The following is a 17,907-nucleotide window of genomic DNA, read 5'->3' as shown; positions in this document are numbered from 1 at the left end:
GGGCGGAAATGAGTATTTTTGACCAGAAAGAAGCGGCAAGTCTTTGTTAACCAGAATCGCCGCAGGCTGGGGAGGCGGTACAGGCTGGAGAGCCGATGACCGCACCAGGAAGAAGCCGCCCCTGTCCCGCGGCAGGATTATCCCCTTGCGGACGGACGGCCGCCGGATCGGGGCGCTTCGTTTGCTGCTTCTTTCTGGTTACAAATACTCAAATGGCGTAGCGGTGTGGCCGGGCACACCGCAGGGGTTTATCCGGCTGTCTGATACAGCGGCACCGCGCTGCTGGCGCCCTGGGCCAGGGCCTTGGCCTGATCCGCGCGGATGCGGTCGTAGAGCGCCAGCGCCTCGGGGGCGAAGAGGCGCGCGGGCGCGGCGACAGGGATGAAATTGCCCGAACTGTCTGTGCCGCGCGCGGGCAAGGCATAATCGCGCTCGGCCACCAACTGGCGGGCGTTTGGGTTGAGATAGCGGATCGCCATGCCGATGCGGCGGTCGTCCGAGCGGTTGGGGCCGGAGCCGTGGATGGTCAGCCCGTGGTGCAGCGACATCTGGCCGGGGGACAGTTCGATATGGGTCTTGTCGGCCTCGGCCACGTCGACGGCGATCTCCTGCCCGCGCGACAAAAGGTTGTTTTCGGAATAGGTGTCGGTATGCGGCAGGATCGGGTTCCTGTGGCTGCCCGCCACGAAATCCATACAGCCGCTTTCCACCGTCGCGGGCGACAGCGCCAGCCAGGCGGTCACCTGGTCGGGGGTTTCGCCCATGCCCCAATAGGTCAGGTCCTGGTGCATGCCGACCACATGGGTGGTGCGGGGTTCCTTGATGAAGAATTCGGCCGACCAGACCAGGAGGTCGGGGCCAAGCACGCCCTGGACCAGATCGAGGATGCGCGGGTCGCGGGCGATGCGGGCGGCAAGCGGCATCACCACATGGGCATTCACGCGCTTGTACATGTTGAGCGGCAGCGGCAGGTCGGAGGTAAGCCAGTCGCGCTCGATCTGTTCCAGGTCGGCGCGCAGGGCGGCGGCCTCACCCTCGGGCATCACCTGGAACGGGTGCAGGAAGCCGTTCTGCCAGTATTGCTCGGTCTGCTCGGCAGAGAGGTGGCCGTTTCTGGTGGCAATGGGGCTGGGCATCGCGGTCTCCGTCTGGTCGCATTTCCGGAAGGATAGCGGCGGTGTAGCGCGGTTCAGAGCGGTAAGTCTTGCCGGTCAGCATAAGTTCAGCTTAGCCTTGTGATCATGGTATCGCGGATCCCCTCGCTCAACTGGTTACGTGTCTTCGAGGCGGCGGCGCGCACGCAGAGCTTTGCCCGGGCGGGGGCGCAGCTGAACATGTCGGCGGCCGCCGTCAGCCAGCAGGTCAAGGCGCTGGAGGGGCATCTGGACGTGGCGCTGTTCGAGCGGCGGGCGCATTCGGTGGTGCTGACCGAGAGGGGGCGGGCCTATCTGCCCGGTGTGCAGCAGTCGCTGTTGATGCTCGAAACCACGACGGCCGGGCTGTTCGGGGGCGGGGGTGAGCAGATCGTTTATGTCCGCTCGATCCTGCTCTTTGCCCAGGGCGTGCTGGCCCCGGCGCTGGGCGGGTTCATGGGGCTGCATCCGGGGGTCGAGCTGCGGCTGAGTACCGGCAATGACGTGGCCGATTTCCAGGGATCGGTGGCGGATATGCAGATCGTGTTCGGCAACCCGTCGCTGTTTGGCGGGCAGGCGGACGATCTGATGGGCGAGCGGCTCTACCCCGTGGCGCATCCCGATCTGGCGGCGGGGATCCACCGGCCCGAGGATCTGCTGGCGCATCGGTTGATCGATGTTTCGGCGCATCGGGCGGGGTGGTTGCGTCTGTTCGAGGCGCTGCGCCTGTCACCGGCGGCGGGGCAGTTCCTGTTTGTCGACAACACCGTGATGGCGGCGGCGCTGGCGGCCGAGGGGGTCGGGCTGGCGCTGGCGCGGGCGCCTGCCAGCGATACGCTGATGGCGCGGCATGGGCTGGTGCGCTGCCTGCCCGGGGTCGAGGCGGCGGGGCTGGAGCGCTATCATCTGGTTTGTGAGGATCGCGCGCGGTTGCGCAAGCCCGCGCGCCTCTTCCGCTCCTGGCTGCTGGATCACCTTGGGGTGGCGCCGGATCAGGCGCCCAGACGGGCGCGGAAATAGGCCTCGACCCGCTTATAGGCCGGTTCGTGGAAATGCAGCGTCAGCAGGGAATGCCGGTTGCCGGGGTATTCGACGGTGTCCAGCCCGTCGCCGAACACCTCCTCCATCCGGCGCATCAGGCGGGAGGGCGACATCCGGTCGCCGCGATAGCGCAGCGCCAGACCCGGACCCTTGGCTGCCATGCCTGCGCAGGTCTCGGCGATGTCCGCCTCGCTCATATGCAGGGCGTCGCCGCCCATCAGCGGCAGCGCGGGCTGGCTGGCAACCCCGCCCAGCACCGCGTCATCGGCCATGAGCGTCAGGGCGAAACTGCCGGTCAGGCACATGCCGATCACGCCGATGCCCGTCCCCCCCTGGCGGTCGCGGATGTGGCGGGCCAGCGCGCGCATCCAGCTGGCGACCGGGCTTTGCCGCCCTTTAAGGAAGATGTTGAACTCGCGCCGGATGCAGAACAGCCGGGCCATGTTGCGGGCCATGGAGATCTTGCCGAAGGTGCCGAAGAGATGCGGCAGGTAGACGGTAAAGCCCGCGCGCACCAGCCGGTTGGCCAGGTCGAGCGTTTCGGGGCCGATGCCGGGCAGCTCTTGCAGGATCAGGATCGCGGGACCATTGCCCTTGACGTGAACCGGGTGCGTCACCTCCTGGCCGCCGTCGAGGGCAGAGGTGAAGTCGAAACGTGCATCCGGTTCCCAGCTGGTCATGCAAGCTTATACACTTAATGCGCGCATTTTTCCATGATCAACACCTGCAACACTCTGTTTTCGGATTGGCCCGGAAACGCCGGGGAACGGCGGGCGGTCACTGGACAATGGCCTGGGCGGGGCTAGTGTCGGAAGGCAAGCCCCCCGCGCAGGAGAGACCCATGGAAAAGTTTGGAAAAAGTCAGGCGGTGACCCGGGTCGAGGACAGCCGGTTCCTGACCGGACAGGGCCGCTACATGGAGGATGTCGCGCCCGACAGGGCGCTGGTGGCGATGTTCTTTCGCTCGCCCGTGGCGCATGGCGAGATCCTGGATCTGGATATCGACGCGGCGCGCACGGCGCCGGGCGTGCATCTGGTGCTGACGCTGGCCGATCTGGAGGCCGCCGGGATCACCGTGGGCATGACCGGGGCCGCGATGCCTAACCGCGACGGCAGCAAGGGGGCATCGCCCGAGCGACCGATGCTGGCGCGCGACCGGGTCCGGTTCGTGGGCGAGCCCGTGGTGGCGGTGATCGCCGAAACCGCGGATCAGGCGCGCGACGCGATCGAGATGATGGGCATGGATATCCGCGACTTGCCGGTGAAAACCGATGTGGGTCCGGGCGGGCCGGAGCTGCACCCCGAGGCGCCCGAAAACCGGGCCTTTGACTGGGGGATGGGCGACGAGGCGGCGACCGAAGCCGCCTTTGCCGCGGCGGCGCATGTGGTGTCGCTGCGGATCGATGACAACCGGATCATCGCCAATTCGATGGAGCCGCGCGGCTGCTTTGCCGAGATGGTCGAGGGGCGGCTGCATTTTTCCTATGGCGGGCAGGGGGTCTGGGCGCTGAAGGCGCAACTGTCCGAGAAACTGGGCCTTGCGCCCGAGGATCTTCGGGTGACCACGCCGGATGTGGGCGGCGGCTTTGGCATGAAGGCGTTTCCTTACCCCGAGTATTTCTCGGTCGCGCATGCGGCGCGGGTGCTGGGCCGCCCGGTGCGCTGGATGTCGGAACGGACCGAGGCCATGCTGACCGACAACCACGGCCGCGATCTGAGCTCGGTGGCGGAGCTGGCCTTTGACGCCGATCTGAAGATCACCGCCTACCGGGTGCGGACCCGCTGCAATCTGGGCGCCTATAACAGCCATTTCGGGCAGGCGATCCAGACGCAGTTGTTCTCGCGCGTGCTGACCGGCGTCTATGACATCCCCTCGGTCTGGTTGCAGGTCGAGGGCTATTACACCAACACGACCCAGGTCGATGCCTATCGCGGCGCGGGTCGGCCCGAGGCCATCTATGTGCTGGAGCGCGCGATGGATCGGGCGGCGCGCGAACTGGGCGTGTCGGGGGCCGAGTTGAGGAGGCGCAATTTCATCCGGCCCGAGGCGTTTCCCTACAAGACGCCCACGGGCGAGACCTATGACGTGGGCGCGTTCGACCGGCTGCTGTCGCTGGCCGAGGCGGGTACCGCCGGGTTCGAGGCGCGGCGCGCGTCGGACGCCGCGCGCGGCCTGCTGCGGGGGCAGGGCCTGTGTTACTATATCGAAAGCATTCTGGGCGATCCTTCGGAAGGGGCCCGAGTCGTGTTCAACGAGGATGGCACCGTGGACCTGCTGGTTGGCACGCAGTCGAACGGACAAGGGCATGAGACGGTTTATGCCCAGTTCCTGTCGGACCAGACCGGCATTCCGGTGGATCGGATCCGGGTCGTTCAAGGCGACAGCGACCGGATCGCGCAGGGTGGCGGCACTGGCGGGTCGCGTTCGGTCACGGTGCAGACCCATGCGACGCTGGCCACGGTTGACCGCATGGTCGCCGCATTCATGCCCTATCTGGCGGGCAAGATGGGGGTCGAGGAGAGCGACGTGACATTCGATAACGAGACCTTTCGCGCGCCGGGGTCGAACCTGACGCCGACCCTGCTGGAGGCAGCCGAGATGGCCCGGGTCGACGGGCGTGTCGAGCTCTTGACCCATGAGGCGCGCGCGACGCTGCCGGCGCGGTCCTATCCCAACGGCGCCCATGTTGCCGAGATCGTGATCGACCCGGAAACCGGCGCCGTGCATCTGGACCGGTACCGGGTGTGGGACGATTTCGGAAATCTTATCAACCCCTTGCTGGCCGAGGGGCAGGTGCATGGCGGGGTGGCGCAGGGGCTGGGCCAGGCGCTGATGGAGCATGTGGTGCATGACAGTGAGGGGCAGCTGCTCACGGCAACGTTCATGGACTATGCCTTGCCGCGCGCAGGCGACGTTCCCATGATTGGATTTACCTCGGTGCCGGTGCCGTCGACAGCCAACCCGATGGGGATGAAGGGCTGCGGCGAGGCGGGCACCGTGGGGTCGCTGGCCGCGATCGCCAACGCGGTGCAGGACGCGCTCTGGGACCGGGGGGTGCGGCAGGCGGACATGCCTTTCACGCCCCTGAGATTGTGGGAACTGCTGAATGCTGAACCTGTCATGGCTGAATAGACGTCTGCTTGGCTGGCTGGGCCGGCCGCTCAGCTCGGAGCATTCGGGCGAGACCCTTGAACGGGGGCCGCAGACCCATGTGATCATCCTGGACGGTACCATGTCGACGCTGGAGCCGGGGAACGAGACCCATGCCGGGCGCCTGTTCCGCCTGATCTGCGAGATGGGACCGCGCGCCTCGGTCTATTACGAGGCGGGGGTGCAGTGGACCAGTTGGAAGAACACGACCGACGTGATGGTCGGGCGCGGGCTGAACCGGCAGATCCGGCGCGCCTATGGCTATCTCGCCTCGCGCTATCGGCCCGGCGACCGGGTGTTCCTGTTCGGCTATTCACGCGGCGCATTCGCGGTGCGGAGCCTGGCGGGGGTGATCGACCTGGTTGGGCTGCTGCGGGCGGAACATGCGACCGAGCGCAATATCCGGCAGGCTTACCGCCATTACGAATGCAACCCGAACGGCGCCCATGCGGCAGATTTCCGGCGGCTTTACTGCCATTCGGACCTGCCGATCGAGATGGTGGGGGTTTGGGATACGGTCAAGGCGCTGGGGTTGCGGCTGCCGCTTCTGTGGCGGCTGACCGAGGAGCGGCACGCGTTTCACAGCCACCGGCTGGGCCGCAGCATCCGGCATGGTTATCACGCGCTGGCCCTGCACGAGACCCGGCAGGTGTTCGAGCCGATCCTGTGGGATTATGACCCGGATTATGATGGCCATGTGGAACAGGTCTGGTTTCCCGGATGTCACGGTGACGTGGGCGGTCAGCTGGGCGGGTTCGAGGCGGCACGGCCGTTGTCTAACCTGTCGCTGGTCTGGATGCTGGAACGCTCGGAACGTCATCAGTTGCCGCTGCCGCCGGATTGGCGCGCGCGGTTTCCAACCAGCGCGGTAGCACCTTCGGTTGGCACCTGGCGCGGCTGGGGCAAGATATTCCTGTTCCGTTCGGCCCGCCGCGTCGGCCGCGACCGCAGCGAGCGCCTGCATGAGAGCGTGAGCGCCGAAGCTTTGCCGGCCGGTCTGCCCGCGCTCGATACGCCGACAAGCAGTTTCGGCTGAGTAGGGCTGTTTCCAGATTGCGCGCCTGCCGGCGCAAGACGATGTCTCGGCGCCGTTCCGTCGCCTCGGGTGGGCGCGTGTGGCGGGCGGATTGCCAGTTTTTCAGCGTTTGCCCAGTGGCGAGGGAGGGAGCCTCCGGCGGGAGTATTTTTCACCAGAAAGAAGCCCGGACGCGTGTTGCTTCTTTCTGGTCTGACATACTTCGGGGGCTTAGCCGCGCGGGATGTTCAGCACGATGCAAGTGGTGGAGCCGGTTGCATAAAGGCGGCCATCCGCGACGCCCCTGATCTCGCCATGGGCGACGCCGGTGGAGCGACCGACGTGATCGGCGATGCCTACGCATTCGACCTCGGTTCCGGTCGGGATCGAGCGGATGATGTTGATCTTGTATTCCAGCGTCGTATAGGCCGCGCCCTGGGGCACCATCGTCTGCACCGCGCAGGCCATAGCGCTGTCGAGAAGGGTACCGTACCAGCCGCCATGCACGGCGCCAAGTGGATTACAGACATCAAAGGTCGGTGTGCCGCGAAAGGCGACGCGGCCTTCGGCGACCGCGTGCAGGTGATAACCCATGGTACGAGAGATAGGGGGCGCGGGCAGGCGTCCGTCCAGGATGCCCTGCATGAAGTCGAGCCCCGAGATATTGGCCATGTCGGCCGGTCCCAGCAGCTCTTCGGGGCCTTTGGCGAAAGTCATGGCGCGTTCCTCCGGTTCAGGGTCGAAGGAACGCTAGCAGGGGCCGCGGGATGCTCAACCGTTACGCAACGTTCTGGAGGGCCACCCTGGGGGTGACGCCAAGCGCGTGGCAGACATCGCGGGTCAGTTCGGGGCGGTTCAGCGTGTAGAAATGCAGCTTGTCGACGCCGCCGTCGATCAACTCCGAGCAGAGCTCGGTGCAGATGGCGGTGGCCAGCAGATCCTCGCGCCCGTCGCGGGTGGCCTTGTCAAAGGCGTCCTCGACCCAGGCCGGAATATGGGTGCCGCAGCGGCGGGCGAAGTTGCGCGCGCCTTTCCAGTTCTCGATCGGCAGGATGCCCGGGGTGATCTGCTTGTCGATGCCGGCCTTGGCGCAGGCGTCGCGGAAACGGAAGAAGGTTTCCGCCTCGAAAAAGAACTGGGTCAGCGCCTCATCCGCCCCTGCGTCCAGCTTGGCCTTTAACCAGTCAATGTCGGCCTGGGCGCTGGCGGCTTCGGGGTGGATGTCCGGGTAGGCGCCGACCCTGATGGCGAATTTGCCGGTTTCGGCCAGGGCCTGGATCAACTCCACCGAATTGGCAAAACCGCCGGGATGCGGCGTGAAGTGGCCTGCGCCCTGGGGCGGGTCGCCGCGCAGGGCGACGATGTCGGTGACACCGGCCAAGGCAAAACTGTCGGCGATGGCGAGGGTTTCCTCGCGGCTGGCCTGCACGCAGGTCAGGTGGGCCGCCACGTTGAGGCCCGAGGATTTGTGCAGCGTGGCCACCGCGTCGCGGGTCAGCTCGCGGGTGGTGCCGCCGGCGCCATAGGTCACCGAGACGAAACGGGGGGCCAGCGGCGCCAGTACCTGCACCGTATCCCAGAGCCGGAACGAGGCTTCGAGGTTTTTCGGCGGGAAGAATTCGAAGGAGATCTGGGGGGCGGTCATTTGTGCGGTCATCCTGCGCAAGGGGCGGTGTTTCGCCTCTTGTCGCACCCGCAGCATTGTGAAACAACTTCATAATACTCAAGAACAACATGAGCGATACTGTAAGATGCATATCGAATTCCGGCATTTGCGGACCATAAAGGCGATCCATGATTGCGGCGGTCTGGCCCGCGCCGCCGATCAGCTGAACATCACCCAGTCGGCCCTGAGCCATCAGATCAAGGGGTTGGAGGATCAGGCCGGGGTCGAGCTGTTCGTGCGGCGGTCGAAGCCGATGAAACTGTCGGCGGCGGGAATGCGCCTGCTCAGGCTGGCCGAGCAGATCCTGCCGCAGGTGGAGGCGATGCAGGCCGAGTTCACCTCGCTGCGCGACGGGAAGTCGGGGCGGATGCATATCGCCATCGAATGTCATGCCTGTTTCGAATGGCTGTTCCCGGTGCTGGAGGCGTTTCGAAAAAGCTGGCCGGATGTGGATGTGGATATCCGGCCCGGTCTGGCGTTTGATGCGCTGCCCGCGCTGCAAAAGGAAGAGGTGGATCTGGTTGTGTCCTCGGACCCCGAGGACATCCCCGGCGTCGAGTTCGTGGAACTCTTCGATTACAACGCGGTGTTTGTTGCGGCCTCGACCCATCCATTGGCCGAGAAACCGTGGATCGAGGCCGAGGATTTCCGGGGCGAGACGCTGATCACCTATCCGGTGGAACGGTCGCGGCTGGATGTGTTCAGCCAGCTTCTGATCCCGGCCAAGGTGGAACCGGCGCAGGTGCGTCAGGCCGAGCTGACGGCGGTGATCCTGCTGTTGGTGGCGTCGAATCGGGGGGTGTCGGTACTGCCGGATTGGGTGGTGCGCGAGGTGAAGTACAGTTCCGATTATGTGACGCGGCCCTTGACCGAGACGGGAATCACCCGGCGGCTTTATGCGGCGGTGCGCCGCGAGGACCTGGAAAAACCGTTCGTGCGGGAACTGGTCGGGCTGGCCCGGACCGAGGCGCGCAAGTTGCAGTCGCAGTAGCGCGGGCCATGGGGGAGACCCGGCGAGGCCGGGTCTCGGGGTCTTGGTGTCAGCACTTGCCGAAACATTGGTGGATGACCTGGATGCCAAGCGCCGTGATCGTCACGCAGGCCCCGGTCGGAATGCCGAAGGTGGTGCAGATCTTGATACAGGCCTTGGCGGCGGTGCCGTTGGGGATCGAGACCGGGATCGGGAAGCAGACCTTCTGGTTCACGATGGGGATCTTGACGCAGACCTTGTTGTCCTCGACGGTGACGGAGATGCAGGTTTCGCCCAGGATCAGCGGCGAGGCGTGCAGCATTGCGTCAGCCGGGGCCATGGACCGGACGCCCATTGCGTCGTGGTGGCTCTGAGCGGTCTGAACCAGACGGTCGATCTCTTCCTGTGGGAATTCGTGATATGTGGTCATTTTCTTCTCCTGGGATGCTGGGGGCGCGGGGGGCCGCGCTGTTTGATGCCTCGGAGTGTCGAGACGCCCGGCTTTGGTGCCGGACCTGTTCACAATGCGCCGTTTGGAGAGAGCGGGCTGTGTCCGAAGTCACAACCTATGGGTGCGAATCACCAAAAATGACAATTTTTGGATGTCGTTTCGACCACGGTGGTTGCATGTGGTGTTGCCGGACGGGAAAAAAGGGGGCGCTGCCCCCGTCGCGCTTTGCGCGCCTCCCCCGGAGTGTTTTGGACCAGAAAGAAGCGGGGTCAGATGCCCTGGTACATGTAGCTGTCGCGGTTGGCCTTGGCGCGTTCATAGCGGTCGGGCGAGGCACCGGCGGGAATGCCGTCGCCCGTTGGCAGGCACCCGGCCAGCAGGGTCAGGGCGAGGAGGGTGGCGGTGCAGCGGGCAAGGCGGCGCATGGCGGGGTCCTTTGATCGCGCGGGATATCGCATGAGGATCAGGTAAGCGTCCTGCGCGCGGTTTCAACTACTGGTTGGTTGCGGCCAGATAGCCGATACCGGCCGCCAGCAGCAGGCCGAGCACCACGGCGATGGTGATCTTGATCGCGGACCAGGGGCGTTCGCCCTGCACCCGTCCGGTGCGGCCGTTGACCACGAACCGGTAGGTAGTGCCACGGTACTTGTAGGCGGCGAGCCAGACAGGCAGCAGAATGTGTTTGAATGTCACATCCGACACGGTGGTGTCGATGGCATGGATGCGCTGCTGGTCGCCGCCGATGTCGAAACGCACGTCGCGTTCGATGACGCGGGCCATATGGGCGCGCGCCTCTCCATGCGCCTCGGCCAGCTCGACGGTATAACCCTCGGCCCGGAACCCGGCCAGATATTCGGGCCGATAGGGTTCGAGCGCGGCCAGGTCCCAGGGTTCCAGCGCGTCGGTATGGGATTTTGGCAGCGAGCGCGAGGCCAGCACCAGCACATCGTCGAAGAATCGGGCAACCCGGCCCGATTTTGGCGACCAGCGGATCTTGGGCACCTGTTCGGTCACGGTCTTGCCGTCGCGCACCACGGTGCGGGTCTCGTAATAGACGGTACCGCGCTCGCCCCGGTAGCTGGATTTGGTATCGGCGTCGAAGGTCCAGTAGGGCACGTAGATGCCCTGCATCCGGCGCCCCTTGCGGGCATATTCCTTCAATCCGTTCGGCGCGAACCAGAGCCGACCCAGCCAGTCGGTCATCGCCTGGCGGGCGCTGCGCTCGTCCAGCGCGAAGGGCAGCACGCCGCGCGGTTTGATATGGCGGTGGATGCCGGTGTCGGTCACCACGGGCGTGGCGCAGAACGGGCATTCGGCGGCGTGGGTGTCGGGGTCGAATTCGACCTGGGCTGCGCAATTGGGGCAGGTGAGGACGCGGGTTTCCTCGATCTCGGCCTCGGGCAGGGACTGCGCCATGGCAGCGTCGAAATCCAGCTCGCGCAGGCTGGCGCCCTTCCACGGGTCGGCGCGCATCGGTTCGCTATGGCCGCAATGGTCGCAGACCAGCATGCCCGCGCCCGGATTGAACCGGTAGTCAGCGCCGCATTGGGCGCAGGGAAAGCGGTGCTCCTGCACCGGTGCCGGGGCGGCACCGGGCGGGGGCGGGGGGATATCGGTCATGCCTCAGCCCTGTGGTCGGGTGATCCGGGTCAAACTGCCATCCTTTTTGACATATTGATGCCAGAGCGCAACCAGCGCATGCGCCAGCGCCACCAGCATGAGCGCGCCTCCCACCGTTTCGTGGATTTCGCCCACGGTTCGGGACGGGGCGTTCCAGGCCACCGCGCCCAGGGCGGGGGTGAGCACCATCAGCAGATAAAGCAGCCGGTGGCCCCAGAGGGCGGCTTTCTCCATCAGCGGGGTGGCGCCGGGCAGCGGGCCAGGGGCGCCCTTTACGCGGCGCACCACGATGCGGATCAGCACGAGGACAAAGACCGTGATGCCCAGCCAGACATGCGGCGTGTTGCCTTCGAACCCGCTGGCGCCGGTCTCGATCCGGGCTTTCAGCGCCCGGCCCATGTTCTCATGCGTGAGCCAGGTCGCGGCAATCAGGACCGCGATGAGCCAGTGCAGCGCGATCTGGAGGCGGGAATAGGCGGCGCGAGGGGACATGTCGGAGGCTCCTTGGACAAGCTACGTCTGGCTGTAACGGCGCTGGTCCCGGTTTCCGTCGGCGCGGGTCAGATGCCGGGGGGCGGCGGGGGCGGCGGCAGGATGGTGAAGAGCTGGGCCAGTTCGCGCACGTCCTCGGCCCGTTTCCAGCCGTCCTGCCCGGCGGTCCAGACATAGGTGTCGCGGGTCAGGCTGCCCTCGGTCGCCATGCGGCCCATCTTGGCCTTGGAAAACGGGCCCGAGGTCTGCCCGTCGACCGCGATGTGCCAGACATGTTCGACGGGCGGCGGCGGCGGAGCGGCTGGCGCGGCGGTGGCGGGGGCGGCGCCCCAGGGGCCGGGCTGGGCCATCTGCTGGGCCATGGCCATGCCCATCCCGGCGCCCAGACCGGCGGCCATGCCGCCGCCGGCGGGGTTGGCGGCGGCGGCGGTCATCGCCTCGGCCGCCGAATACTGGGTGAACTTGCCCAAATCGCCCGCCAGCCCCATCGAGGTACGCTTGTCCAGCGCCGCCTCGACCGCAGGCGGCAGGCTGATGTTCTCGATATAGAACTCGGGCATTTCCAGCCCGTAATCGGCCAGCGGTTTCGACACCTGCGCCGCGATGAGCTTGCCCAGGTCCTGGGTGTTGGCGGCCATGTCCAGCACCGGAATGCCCGAACCCGCGATCACGCGCGAGAACTCCTGCACGATGATGTTGCGGATCTGGAAGCTGATCTCGTCCATGGTGAATTCGCCATCGGTGCCGACGATTTCGGTCATGAAGCGGGCGGGGTCGGTGACCCGGATCGAATAGGTGCCAAAGGCGCGGATGCGGGTCGGCCCGAATTCCGGATCGCGCAGCATGATCGGGTTCTTGGTGCCCCATTTGAGGTCGTTGAACCGGGTGGTGTTGACGAAGTAGATCTCGGACTTGAACGGCGATTTGAAGCCGTGGTCCCAGTGCTGCAACGTCGTCATGATCGGCATGTTGTTGGTCTCGAGCATGTAGAGACCGGGGGTGAACACGTCCGCGATCTGGCCCTCGTGGACGAAGACCGCCGCCTGCCCCTCGCGCACCGTCAGCTTGGCCCCGTACTTGATCTCGTGGCCCTCGCGCTCGAACCGCCAGACCATCGTGTCGCGGGTGTCATCGGTCCAGTGGATGACGTCGATGAATTGGCCGGACAGAAAATCGAAAATACCCATGGTTCAGGTCTCCTTGCTACGCTTGAAGAGAGTTCTCATTTCTTCGTCTTCACGTTTTCTGCGTGCTTCAAATTCAGCCTGTGTTTCAGCTACCACGTGTAGTTCTGAATGCTGAGTAAGTTTGGAAAGCGCTTTCTGAATTTTCTCTAGTTCCTTGGAAATCTTCGTGATCGGTGGCGTGTTAGCATCCTGCCAAGTCAATTCCTTCACATCGATAATGTGTTCAGAAAAGTAACTCGATCCTTCAACGTCTTCGTACGACAGTTGTATTTTGAACGGCTCAATAGGGTTGTCGCCGATCAGTTGATGTCCAACCCCAAAAGCAAATGAAACAGATCTGTTCTGTAGTATTGTCATGATTGGATGCGTGAGGTCGCGCGGGTCTCGTAGCACCCGATCAAGAAATGGCCATTCGGGCGGAAGAATGGCCTTAATAGTAACGTTGATAGCTGCACCCGCTCCGACGTTGCTGATCTCCAAGTTGATCAACATCGGTTGATCTTTGCGTTGGCCCAAATGAGCAATCACAACCGGGTCGGTGCCAGCTTGTCTCATCAATCTCTGCTCTGAGAGCGCGTAGAATGAAACGACAAGTGAGACCAAGGCAACGGAGAGCGTAAGCAGCGCCGGTGTAATTGCTATGAACTCATTTCTATCTAAGCCGCTATTCAAAACATCGTTCAACAATAAGAAAACTATTGCGAGGCATACACCGATTGTTACCCCGAGCGCCAATAAGTCACCGTGCCGCAACGAGGATTTTTGAGCGGAATGCGATTTCCTGACGTATGGTTTTGCTTGATCGGCACTGTTTTCTATCACAGCGACAATCCCAACTTTTCCGTCGCGATGATGCGGATCACCGGGCGGGCTTCTTCGGCGCTCATGCCCTGAACGAGCCTATCGTCATAGAGCATGGCAAGCAGTTTCTCGTCCTGGCTGGTGAGCAGGGCGAATTCGTCATCGTCGTTGAAGATCGAGGGCCGCGCGGCGGGGCTGTCGTTGGACAGGCCCAACCCTTGGGCGATTTCCTCGTGGACGCAGCTGAGCCGCACCAGGTCGGGGTGTTCGGCCCGGATCAGCGCCACGGCGCGCACATAGGTATAGGGCGCATCGGGCGCGGTGGCGGCAAAGACGAAACAGTAGAAATCGCGCGGCAGGTTGACGAAGAGGTCAAGCTGCTGCTCGCTGATGCCGGGCACAAGGCGGCGCAGGCGGTCCTGCACAAAGGGGCCGTCATCCAGCCCGGCGACAAAGACGTGGAAGTTGGCGTTGCGCTCGGCGGTCGAGACCGGGTGGCCGGTCAGGCGACCCAGCCGCGTGGCGTAGGACTGAATACTGGCGCGATCCTTGTCGCGGCGGTCGAGCGGCACGGTGGGGCCGAATTCGACACCTATGCGCACGGGCGCGGTCCAGCGGCTGAGCCGGCCGCTGGAGCGGCCGCCGGTGGGCACCGGGGTATTGCCGGAATACTCGTTGAAAAAGGCGATATTAACGAAATTCCGCTCCAGATCCTCGGCGTCATAGGGCGTATCGGGGCCGCCGCCATCGGTGCGGAGGAGCCCCCGCGTGAGCAGGTCGTTCTGTACCGCGCTGTAATAGCGGGCAAGATCCTGGCTGGCGGCCGAGGCGGCCACGACCTCGGACCCGACGGGAGCCAGCCCCGCCGGCCGCGCCTGGGGCACGGGCGAGGTGCGCGGGGGCATGTCGCAGGCGGCAAGAGCCACAAGGGCAAGCAGCGCTCCCAGGGCGCGTATCAGGGGGAATCGTGGCAAGGGATCAGCCCGGAACCGCGGTGCCGGCATTGTCGCCGGTGCCATCGGCGCGGGCGCGGGCGGCGGCCAGCGTGTCGCGCAGCTCGGCCTCCATTTTCTTGAGCTCTTCCTCGGCCGCGGCGCGCTTGGCCTTGCCTTCGTCGGCGATCTGAAGGCTTTCCTGAATGGTGCCTATCAGGTCGGCATTGGCCTTTTTCACGGCATCGATGTCGAACACGCCGCGCTCCATCTCCTTGCGGATCAGCTTGTTGCTTTCGCGCAGGTTGGCGGCATTCGAGGTGAGAAGCTCGTTCGTGAGGTCGTTGGCGTCGCGCACGGCGGCGGCGGCCTCGGCGCTGCGCTGGATGGTGACAGCCTGCGCCAGCTGGGTTTCCCAGAGCGGCACGGTGTTGACCAGGGTCGAGTTGATCTTGGTCACCAGCGACTTGTCGTTTTCCTGCACCAGCCGGATCGAGGGCAGCGACTGCATCGTCACCTGGCGGGTCAGTTTCAGGTCATGCACCCGGCGTTCCAGATCGTCGCGGGCGGCGCGCAGGTCGCGCAGTTCCTGCGCCTTCATCACCTGGTCGCCCTCGGGCGCGGCGTCAACGGCGGCGGCCAGTTCGGGGATGTCGTGGCTGTCCAGCTCGTCCAGCTTTTCCTCTCCCGCCGCGATGTAAAGCGCCAGTTCGTCGTAAAAGCGAAGCGTCTTTTCATAGAGCAGGTCGAGCGACTTGATATCTTTCAAGAGCGTGTGTTCATGCCGCAAGAGGTTGTCGGTGATCTTGTCGATCTGGCCCTGCACCTCTTCGTACCGGGCGGTGAACTTGGCAAAGGGGGCGGCGCGGCCCAGCAGCCGTTCCCACCAGCTACGTTCGCGGCGCACGTCCAGTTCGCTGACCGAGAAGCCGCGAATGGTGGTGACAATGTTGCGCAGGCTGTCGCCAGCGGGGCCCACATCCTTGTTGCGGACATCGGCCAGCATGGCCTGGCTGATCTCCTGCAATTCGGCCTGCGCGCCCGAGCCGAAGCGGACTATGGAATTGGTGTCACCCATGTCGATCTCGCTCATCCGCTTGCGGATCTCGGCGCCCACGGGCGCGTCGGCCTCGGCCAGAGGCACCACCTCCTGGGTGGGTTCGGGCAGGGTGACGGCAGTGACCTCCTCGACCAGGCTGACGGCTTGGGCGGCTTTCTTCTGGATGCTGTCGGACATCTTGGGTTCCTTTGCTCTCGGGGCCGGTCAATCCAGCCGGACGCCTTCGCGCTGCAATCTTTCGCGCAGGACGTCGATTTCGATGGTCAGGTCGCTGCGGTCGTCCAGCAGCATCTTGCGGGTGCGGGCAGCAAAGTTCTGCTCCAGATCGTCAAGCAGCGCGAGATAGTCGAGCATGCTTTTCTGATCGCGGGTGCGGGAATAGATATCGGCGAACTTGACGGTCGCGTCGCGTGCCCCCTGAAGGTAGACGGTCAGGTACTTGCGGGCGCCGGTCAGGTCGCGCGGGTCCTCTTCGACGGTGCGGAACAGCTCGCGCGCGGTGGTCTGGAAACGTTCGACACGGGCTTCGATCTGGCGGTTGCCGGCGCGGCGGATGGCGTCGGACATGTCGGCAAGCAGGCTCTCGGCCTCGCCCACGACGCGGGCGACGCGGTCCTGCTGGAAGGTGTCGACCCCCTCCATCCCCTTGTCGCGCATCGGGTCGGGGCCAAAGGCCACCAGATGCAGGGCACCTGCGGCCAGGCCGAAGAGACCGGCGGCCAGAACCGAGGCGTCGCCGTCCATCAGGCCGGATTTGTAGACGGCAACCCCGGTTCCCAGCGCGGTCAGCAGCGTTGCCGCCAATTTGCGCGGGAAGGCGGGGCGGCGCGCCACGCGGCGGGCGTGATAGGCGGCCTCGGCCCTCAGCCCCTCGCGCAGGAGCAGGGCGGCGCCGGTCCAGAGACCGGCGGCGATCAGGCCAAGCGTCAGCCCGATGGCGCCGTCGTTCAGCGAGGTGAAGACCAGCGGAATGGCGGGCACGAACATCGCGTTCGCCCGCGCGCCTGCGGGGTCCACGCGGGCCCCTTCGAACTGGCCGCGTTTGGGCGTTTCGGCCTGGTCCGCCTTGGATGCCTCGGGGCTGTATTTGCCGCCATAGCGCTGGGCCATCGGGTCAGAGCCCCCCCCACCAGCCGGTGGCCACGCCGAACAGCAGCACCAGAAGCGCGGTATAGGCCAGTTTCTGAATGCTGTTCTGCGACACAGCCAATCCCCTGGTGGTTGTTCTGAAGGGAATCTAGGCGATGCGGCGCGGGCTTGCTAGGGGGAAGGTTGGGGCAATCGGCTCAGGGCCGCGGTTTGCCGCCGGTGGGGCGGGTGCCGGGCCGGGTGCCCGGTTTTGCGCCTTTGGCCGGACGCGGCCCCTTGGACGCGGCGGATTTGCCAGCGGTCACGGGCCGGGACGGGGCCGGTTTGGCGCCCGGTTTGCCGAACGTTTTACCGTCCGGTTTGCCGACCGGTTTGGTCCCCGGCTTGCCGACCGGTTTGCCAAGCGGTTTCGACCCCGGTTTGCGGGCCTCGTTCCGCGCGGCGGCGGCCTTGGCTGCACCCGGCGCGGGCCTGCGCTTGCGTTCGGGGCGGGCGGGGCGTTCATCGGTTGGTTGGTCCTCGGCATCCAGCCCCAACTGGTCGCGCAGCACCCGGCGGCGCACCTCCTCGACCTTGCCGGGCGCAAGGGTGCCCAGCTGGAACGGACCATAGGATATCCGGATCAGCCGGTTCACCACCAGCCCGATATCCTCCATCGCGCGGCGGATCTCGCGGTTCTTGCCCTCGCGCAGGCCGACGGTCAGCCAGGCGTTGGCGCCCTGCTGGCGGTCGAGCGTCACGATCATCGGCTGGAACCGCTGGCCCTCGATCACCAGGCCCTGGCGCAGCGGTGCGAAATCCTCGTCCTTGGGCGTACCCTTGATCCGCACCCGGTACCGGCGCAGCCAGCCGGTCGAGGGCAGTTCCAGCTGCCGCTTGATGGCGCCATCGTTGGTCAGCAGCAAGAGCCCCTCGGAATTGAGGTCGAGACGGCCCACGCTCATCACCCGGGGCATCTCTTCGGGCAGCTCGTCGAAAATGGTCTTACGCCCCTTTTCGTCGCGCGCCGTGGTCACCAGGCCGCTGGGCTTGTGATAAAGCCACAGCCGCGCCGGTTCGGCGGCGGCCAGCGGCGCGCCGTCGACCGTCACGCGGTCGCGTTCAGTCACGTTCAGCGCCGGGCTGTCGATCACCTTGCCGTTGACCGCGACGCGGCCGGCCTCGATCATGCGTTCGGCCTCGCGGCGCGAGGCGACGCCCGCGCGCGACAGGATCTTGGCGATGCGCTCGCCGGGGGGAGGGGTGTTGCTCATCCCCGCGCAATAGACCATTTGCCGCGCTTGCGGAAGATGGATGATC

General features: G+C 65.4%; 18 protein-coding genes. 4 read left to right on the top strand and 14 right to left on the bottom strand.

Annotated features, from left to right (window positions below; genetic code table 11):
• Positions 1-248: 248 nt before the first annotated feature.
• On the bottom strand, positions 249-1,136 hold the full coding sequence (locus OEZ49_RS11200) for a phytanoyl-CoA dioxygenase family protein (protein ID WP_263388383.1): 888 nt from the start codon (positions 1,134-1,136) through the stop codon (positions 249-251).
• Between the two features lie 105 nt (positions 1,137-1,241).
• On the opposite strand from OEZ49_RS11200, the gene OEZ49_RS11195 reads away from it, so the two are divergent.
• Complete coding sequence (locus tag OEZ49_RS11195) at positions 1,242-2,153, top strand: LysR substrate-binding domain-containing protein (protein ID WP_263388382.1); 912 nt, start codon at positions 1,242-1,244, stop codon at positions 2,151-2,153.
• Here the strand turns inward: OEZ49_RS11195 and OEZ49_RS11190 are convergent.
• Entirely contained in the window at positions 2,126-2,854 is a 729-nt protein-coding gene (locus OEZ49_RS11190; protein WP_263388381.1) for a dienelactone hydrolase family protein, read from the bottom strand. The two genes, OEZ49_RS11195 and OEZ49_RS11190, sit on opposite strands and share 28 nt — an antisense overlap.
• Positions 2,855-3,015: 161 nt before the next feature.
• On the opposite strand from OEZ49_RS11190, the gene OEZ49_RS11185 reads away from it, so the two are divergent.
• Both OEZ49_RS11185 and OEZ49_RS11180 read left to right on the top strand, forming a co-directional pair.
• Positions 3,016-5,307: a xanthine dehydrogenase family protein molybdopterin-binding subunit gene (locus OEZ49_RS11185; protein WP_263388380.1), complete on the top strand. Its 2,292-nt coding sequence runs from the start codon at positions 3,016-3,018 to the stop codon at positions 5,305-5,307.
• Positions 5,282-6,361, top strand: a complete 1,080-nt coding sequence (locus OEZ49_RS11180) for a DUF2235 domain-containing protein (protein WP_397545660.1) — start codon at positions 5,282-5,284, stop codon at positions 6,359-6,361. Before OEZ49_RS11185 ends, OEZ49_RS11180 begins: the two co-directional genes overlap by 26 nt.
• Positions 6,362-6,571: 210 nt before the next feature.
• Here OEZ49_RS11180 and OEZ49_RS11175 read toward each other — a convergent pair whose 3' ends face one another.
• Positions 6,572-7,057: a PaaI family thioesterase gene (locus OEZ49_RS11175; RefSeq protein ID WP_263388379.1), complete on the bottom strand. Its 486-nt coding sequence runs from the start codon at positions 7,055-7,057 to the stop codon at positions 6,572-6,574.
• A 61-nt stretch (positions 7,058-7,118) separates the two neighbouring features.
• Positions 7,119-7,985, bottom strand: coding sequence for a methylenetetrahydrofolate reductase [NAD(P)H] (gene metF / locus OEZ49_RS11170; RefSeq protein WP_263388378.1), 867 nt, complete (start codon positions 7,983-7,985; stop codon positions 7,119-7,121).
• A 106-nt stretch (positions 7,986-8,091) separates the two neighbouring features.
• Here metF and OEZ49_RS11165 point away from each other — a divergent pair, with 106 nt between their 5' ends.
• Positions 8,092-8,997: a LysR family transcriptional regulator gene (locus OEZ49_RS11165; protein ID WP_263388377.1), complete on the top strand. Its 906-nt coding sequence runs from the start codon at positions 8,092-8,094 to the stop codon at positions 8,995-8,997.
• 49 nt (positions 8,998-9,046) lie between these two features.
• Here OEZ49_RS11165 and OEZ49_RS11160 read toward each other — a convergent pair whose 3' ends face one another.
• The 10 genes from OEZ49_RS11160 to OEZ49_RS11115 form a co-directional block, all read right to left on the bottom strand.
• Entirely contained in the window at positions 9,047-9,406 is a 360-nt protein-coding gene (locus OEZ49_RS11160) for a hypothetical protein (protein ID WP_263388376.1), read from the bottom strand.
• Positions 9,407-9,696: 290 nt separating this feature from the next.
• Positions 9,697-9,852, bottom strand: coding sequence for a hypothetical protein (locus tag OEZ49_RS11155; protein WP_263388375.1), 156 nt, complete (start codon positions 9,850-9,852; stop codon positions 9,697-9,699).
• 67 nt (positions 9,853-9,919) lie between these two features.
• Positions 9,920-11,047, bottom strand: a complete 1,128-nt coding sequence (locus tag OEZ49_RS11150; RefSeq protein WP_263388374.1) for a TFIIB-type zinc finger domain-containing protein — start codon at positions 11,045-11,047, stop codon at positions 9,920-9,922.
• 3 nt (positions 11,048-11,050) lie between these two features.
• Entirely contained in the window at positions 11,051-11,539 is a 489-nt protein-coding gene (locus tag OEZ49_RS11145; RefSeq protein ID WP_263388373.1) for a cytochrome b, read from the bottom strand.
• A gap of 68 nt (positions 11,540-11,607) precedes the next feature.
• A complete protein-coding gene (locus OEZ49_RS11140) occupies positions 11,608-12,726 on the bottom strand; it encodes an SPFH domain-containing protein (protein ID WP_263388372.1) in 1,119 nt (372 codons plus the stop codon).
• A 3-nt stretch (positions 12,727-12,729) separates the two neighbouring features.
• Complete coding sequence (locus OEZ49_RS11135; protein ID WP_263388371.1) at positions 12,730-13,548, bottom strand: hypothetical protein; 819 nt, start codon at positions 13,546-13,548, stop codon at positions 12,730-12,732.
• Positions 13,545-14,432, bottom strand: coding sequence for a DUF2927 domain-containing protein (locus OEZ49_RS11130; RefSeq protein ID WP_263388479.1), 888 nt, complete (start codon positions 14,430-14,432; stop codon positions 13,545-13,547). The genes OEZ49_RS11135 and OEZ49_RS11130 overlap by 4 nt, the downstream gene beginning before the upstream one ends.
• A gap of 73 nt (positions 14,433-14,505) precedes the next feature.
• Entirely contained in the window at positions 14,506-15,696 is a 1,191-nt protein-coding gene (locus OEZ49_RS11125) for a toxic anion resistance protein (RefSeq protein ID WP_263388370.1), read from the bottom strand.
• Positions 15,697-15,723: 27 nt separating this feature from the next.
• Positions 15,724-16,629 (bottom strand): 5-bromo-4-chloroindolyl phosphate hydrolysis family protein, encoded by a 906-nt coding sequence (locus OEZ49_RS11120; RefSeq protein WP_263388369.1) that lies wholly within the window; start codon positions 16,627-16,629, stop codon positions 15,724-15,726.
• Between the two features lie 176 nt (positions 16,630-16,805).
• Complete coding sequence (locus tag OEZ49_RS11115) at positions 16,806-17,861, bottom strand: pseudouridine synthase (RefSeq protein ID WP_450103987.1); 1,056 nt, start codon at positions 17,859-17,861, stop codon at positions 16,806-16,808.
• Positions 17,862-17,907: the final 46 nt, after the last annotated feature.

The sequence above is a fragment of the Ruegeria marisflavi genome (assembly GCF_025673445.1).
In the GTDB taxonomy this organism is placed as follows: domain Bacteria; phylum Pseudomonadota; class Alphaproteobacteria; order Rhodobacterales; family Rhodobacteraceae; genus Ruegeria_B; species Ruegeria_B marisflavi.
The sequence above is the reverse complement of the archived record's forward strand: the minus strand, read 5'-3'. Positions and strand labels throughout refer to the sequence as shown.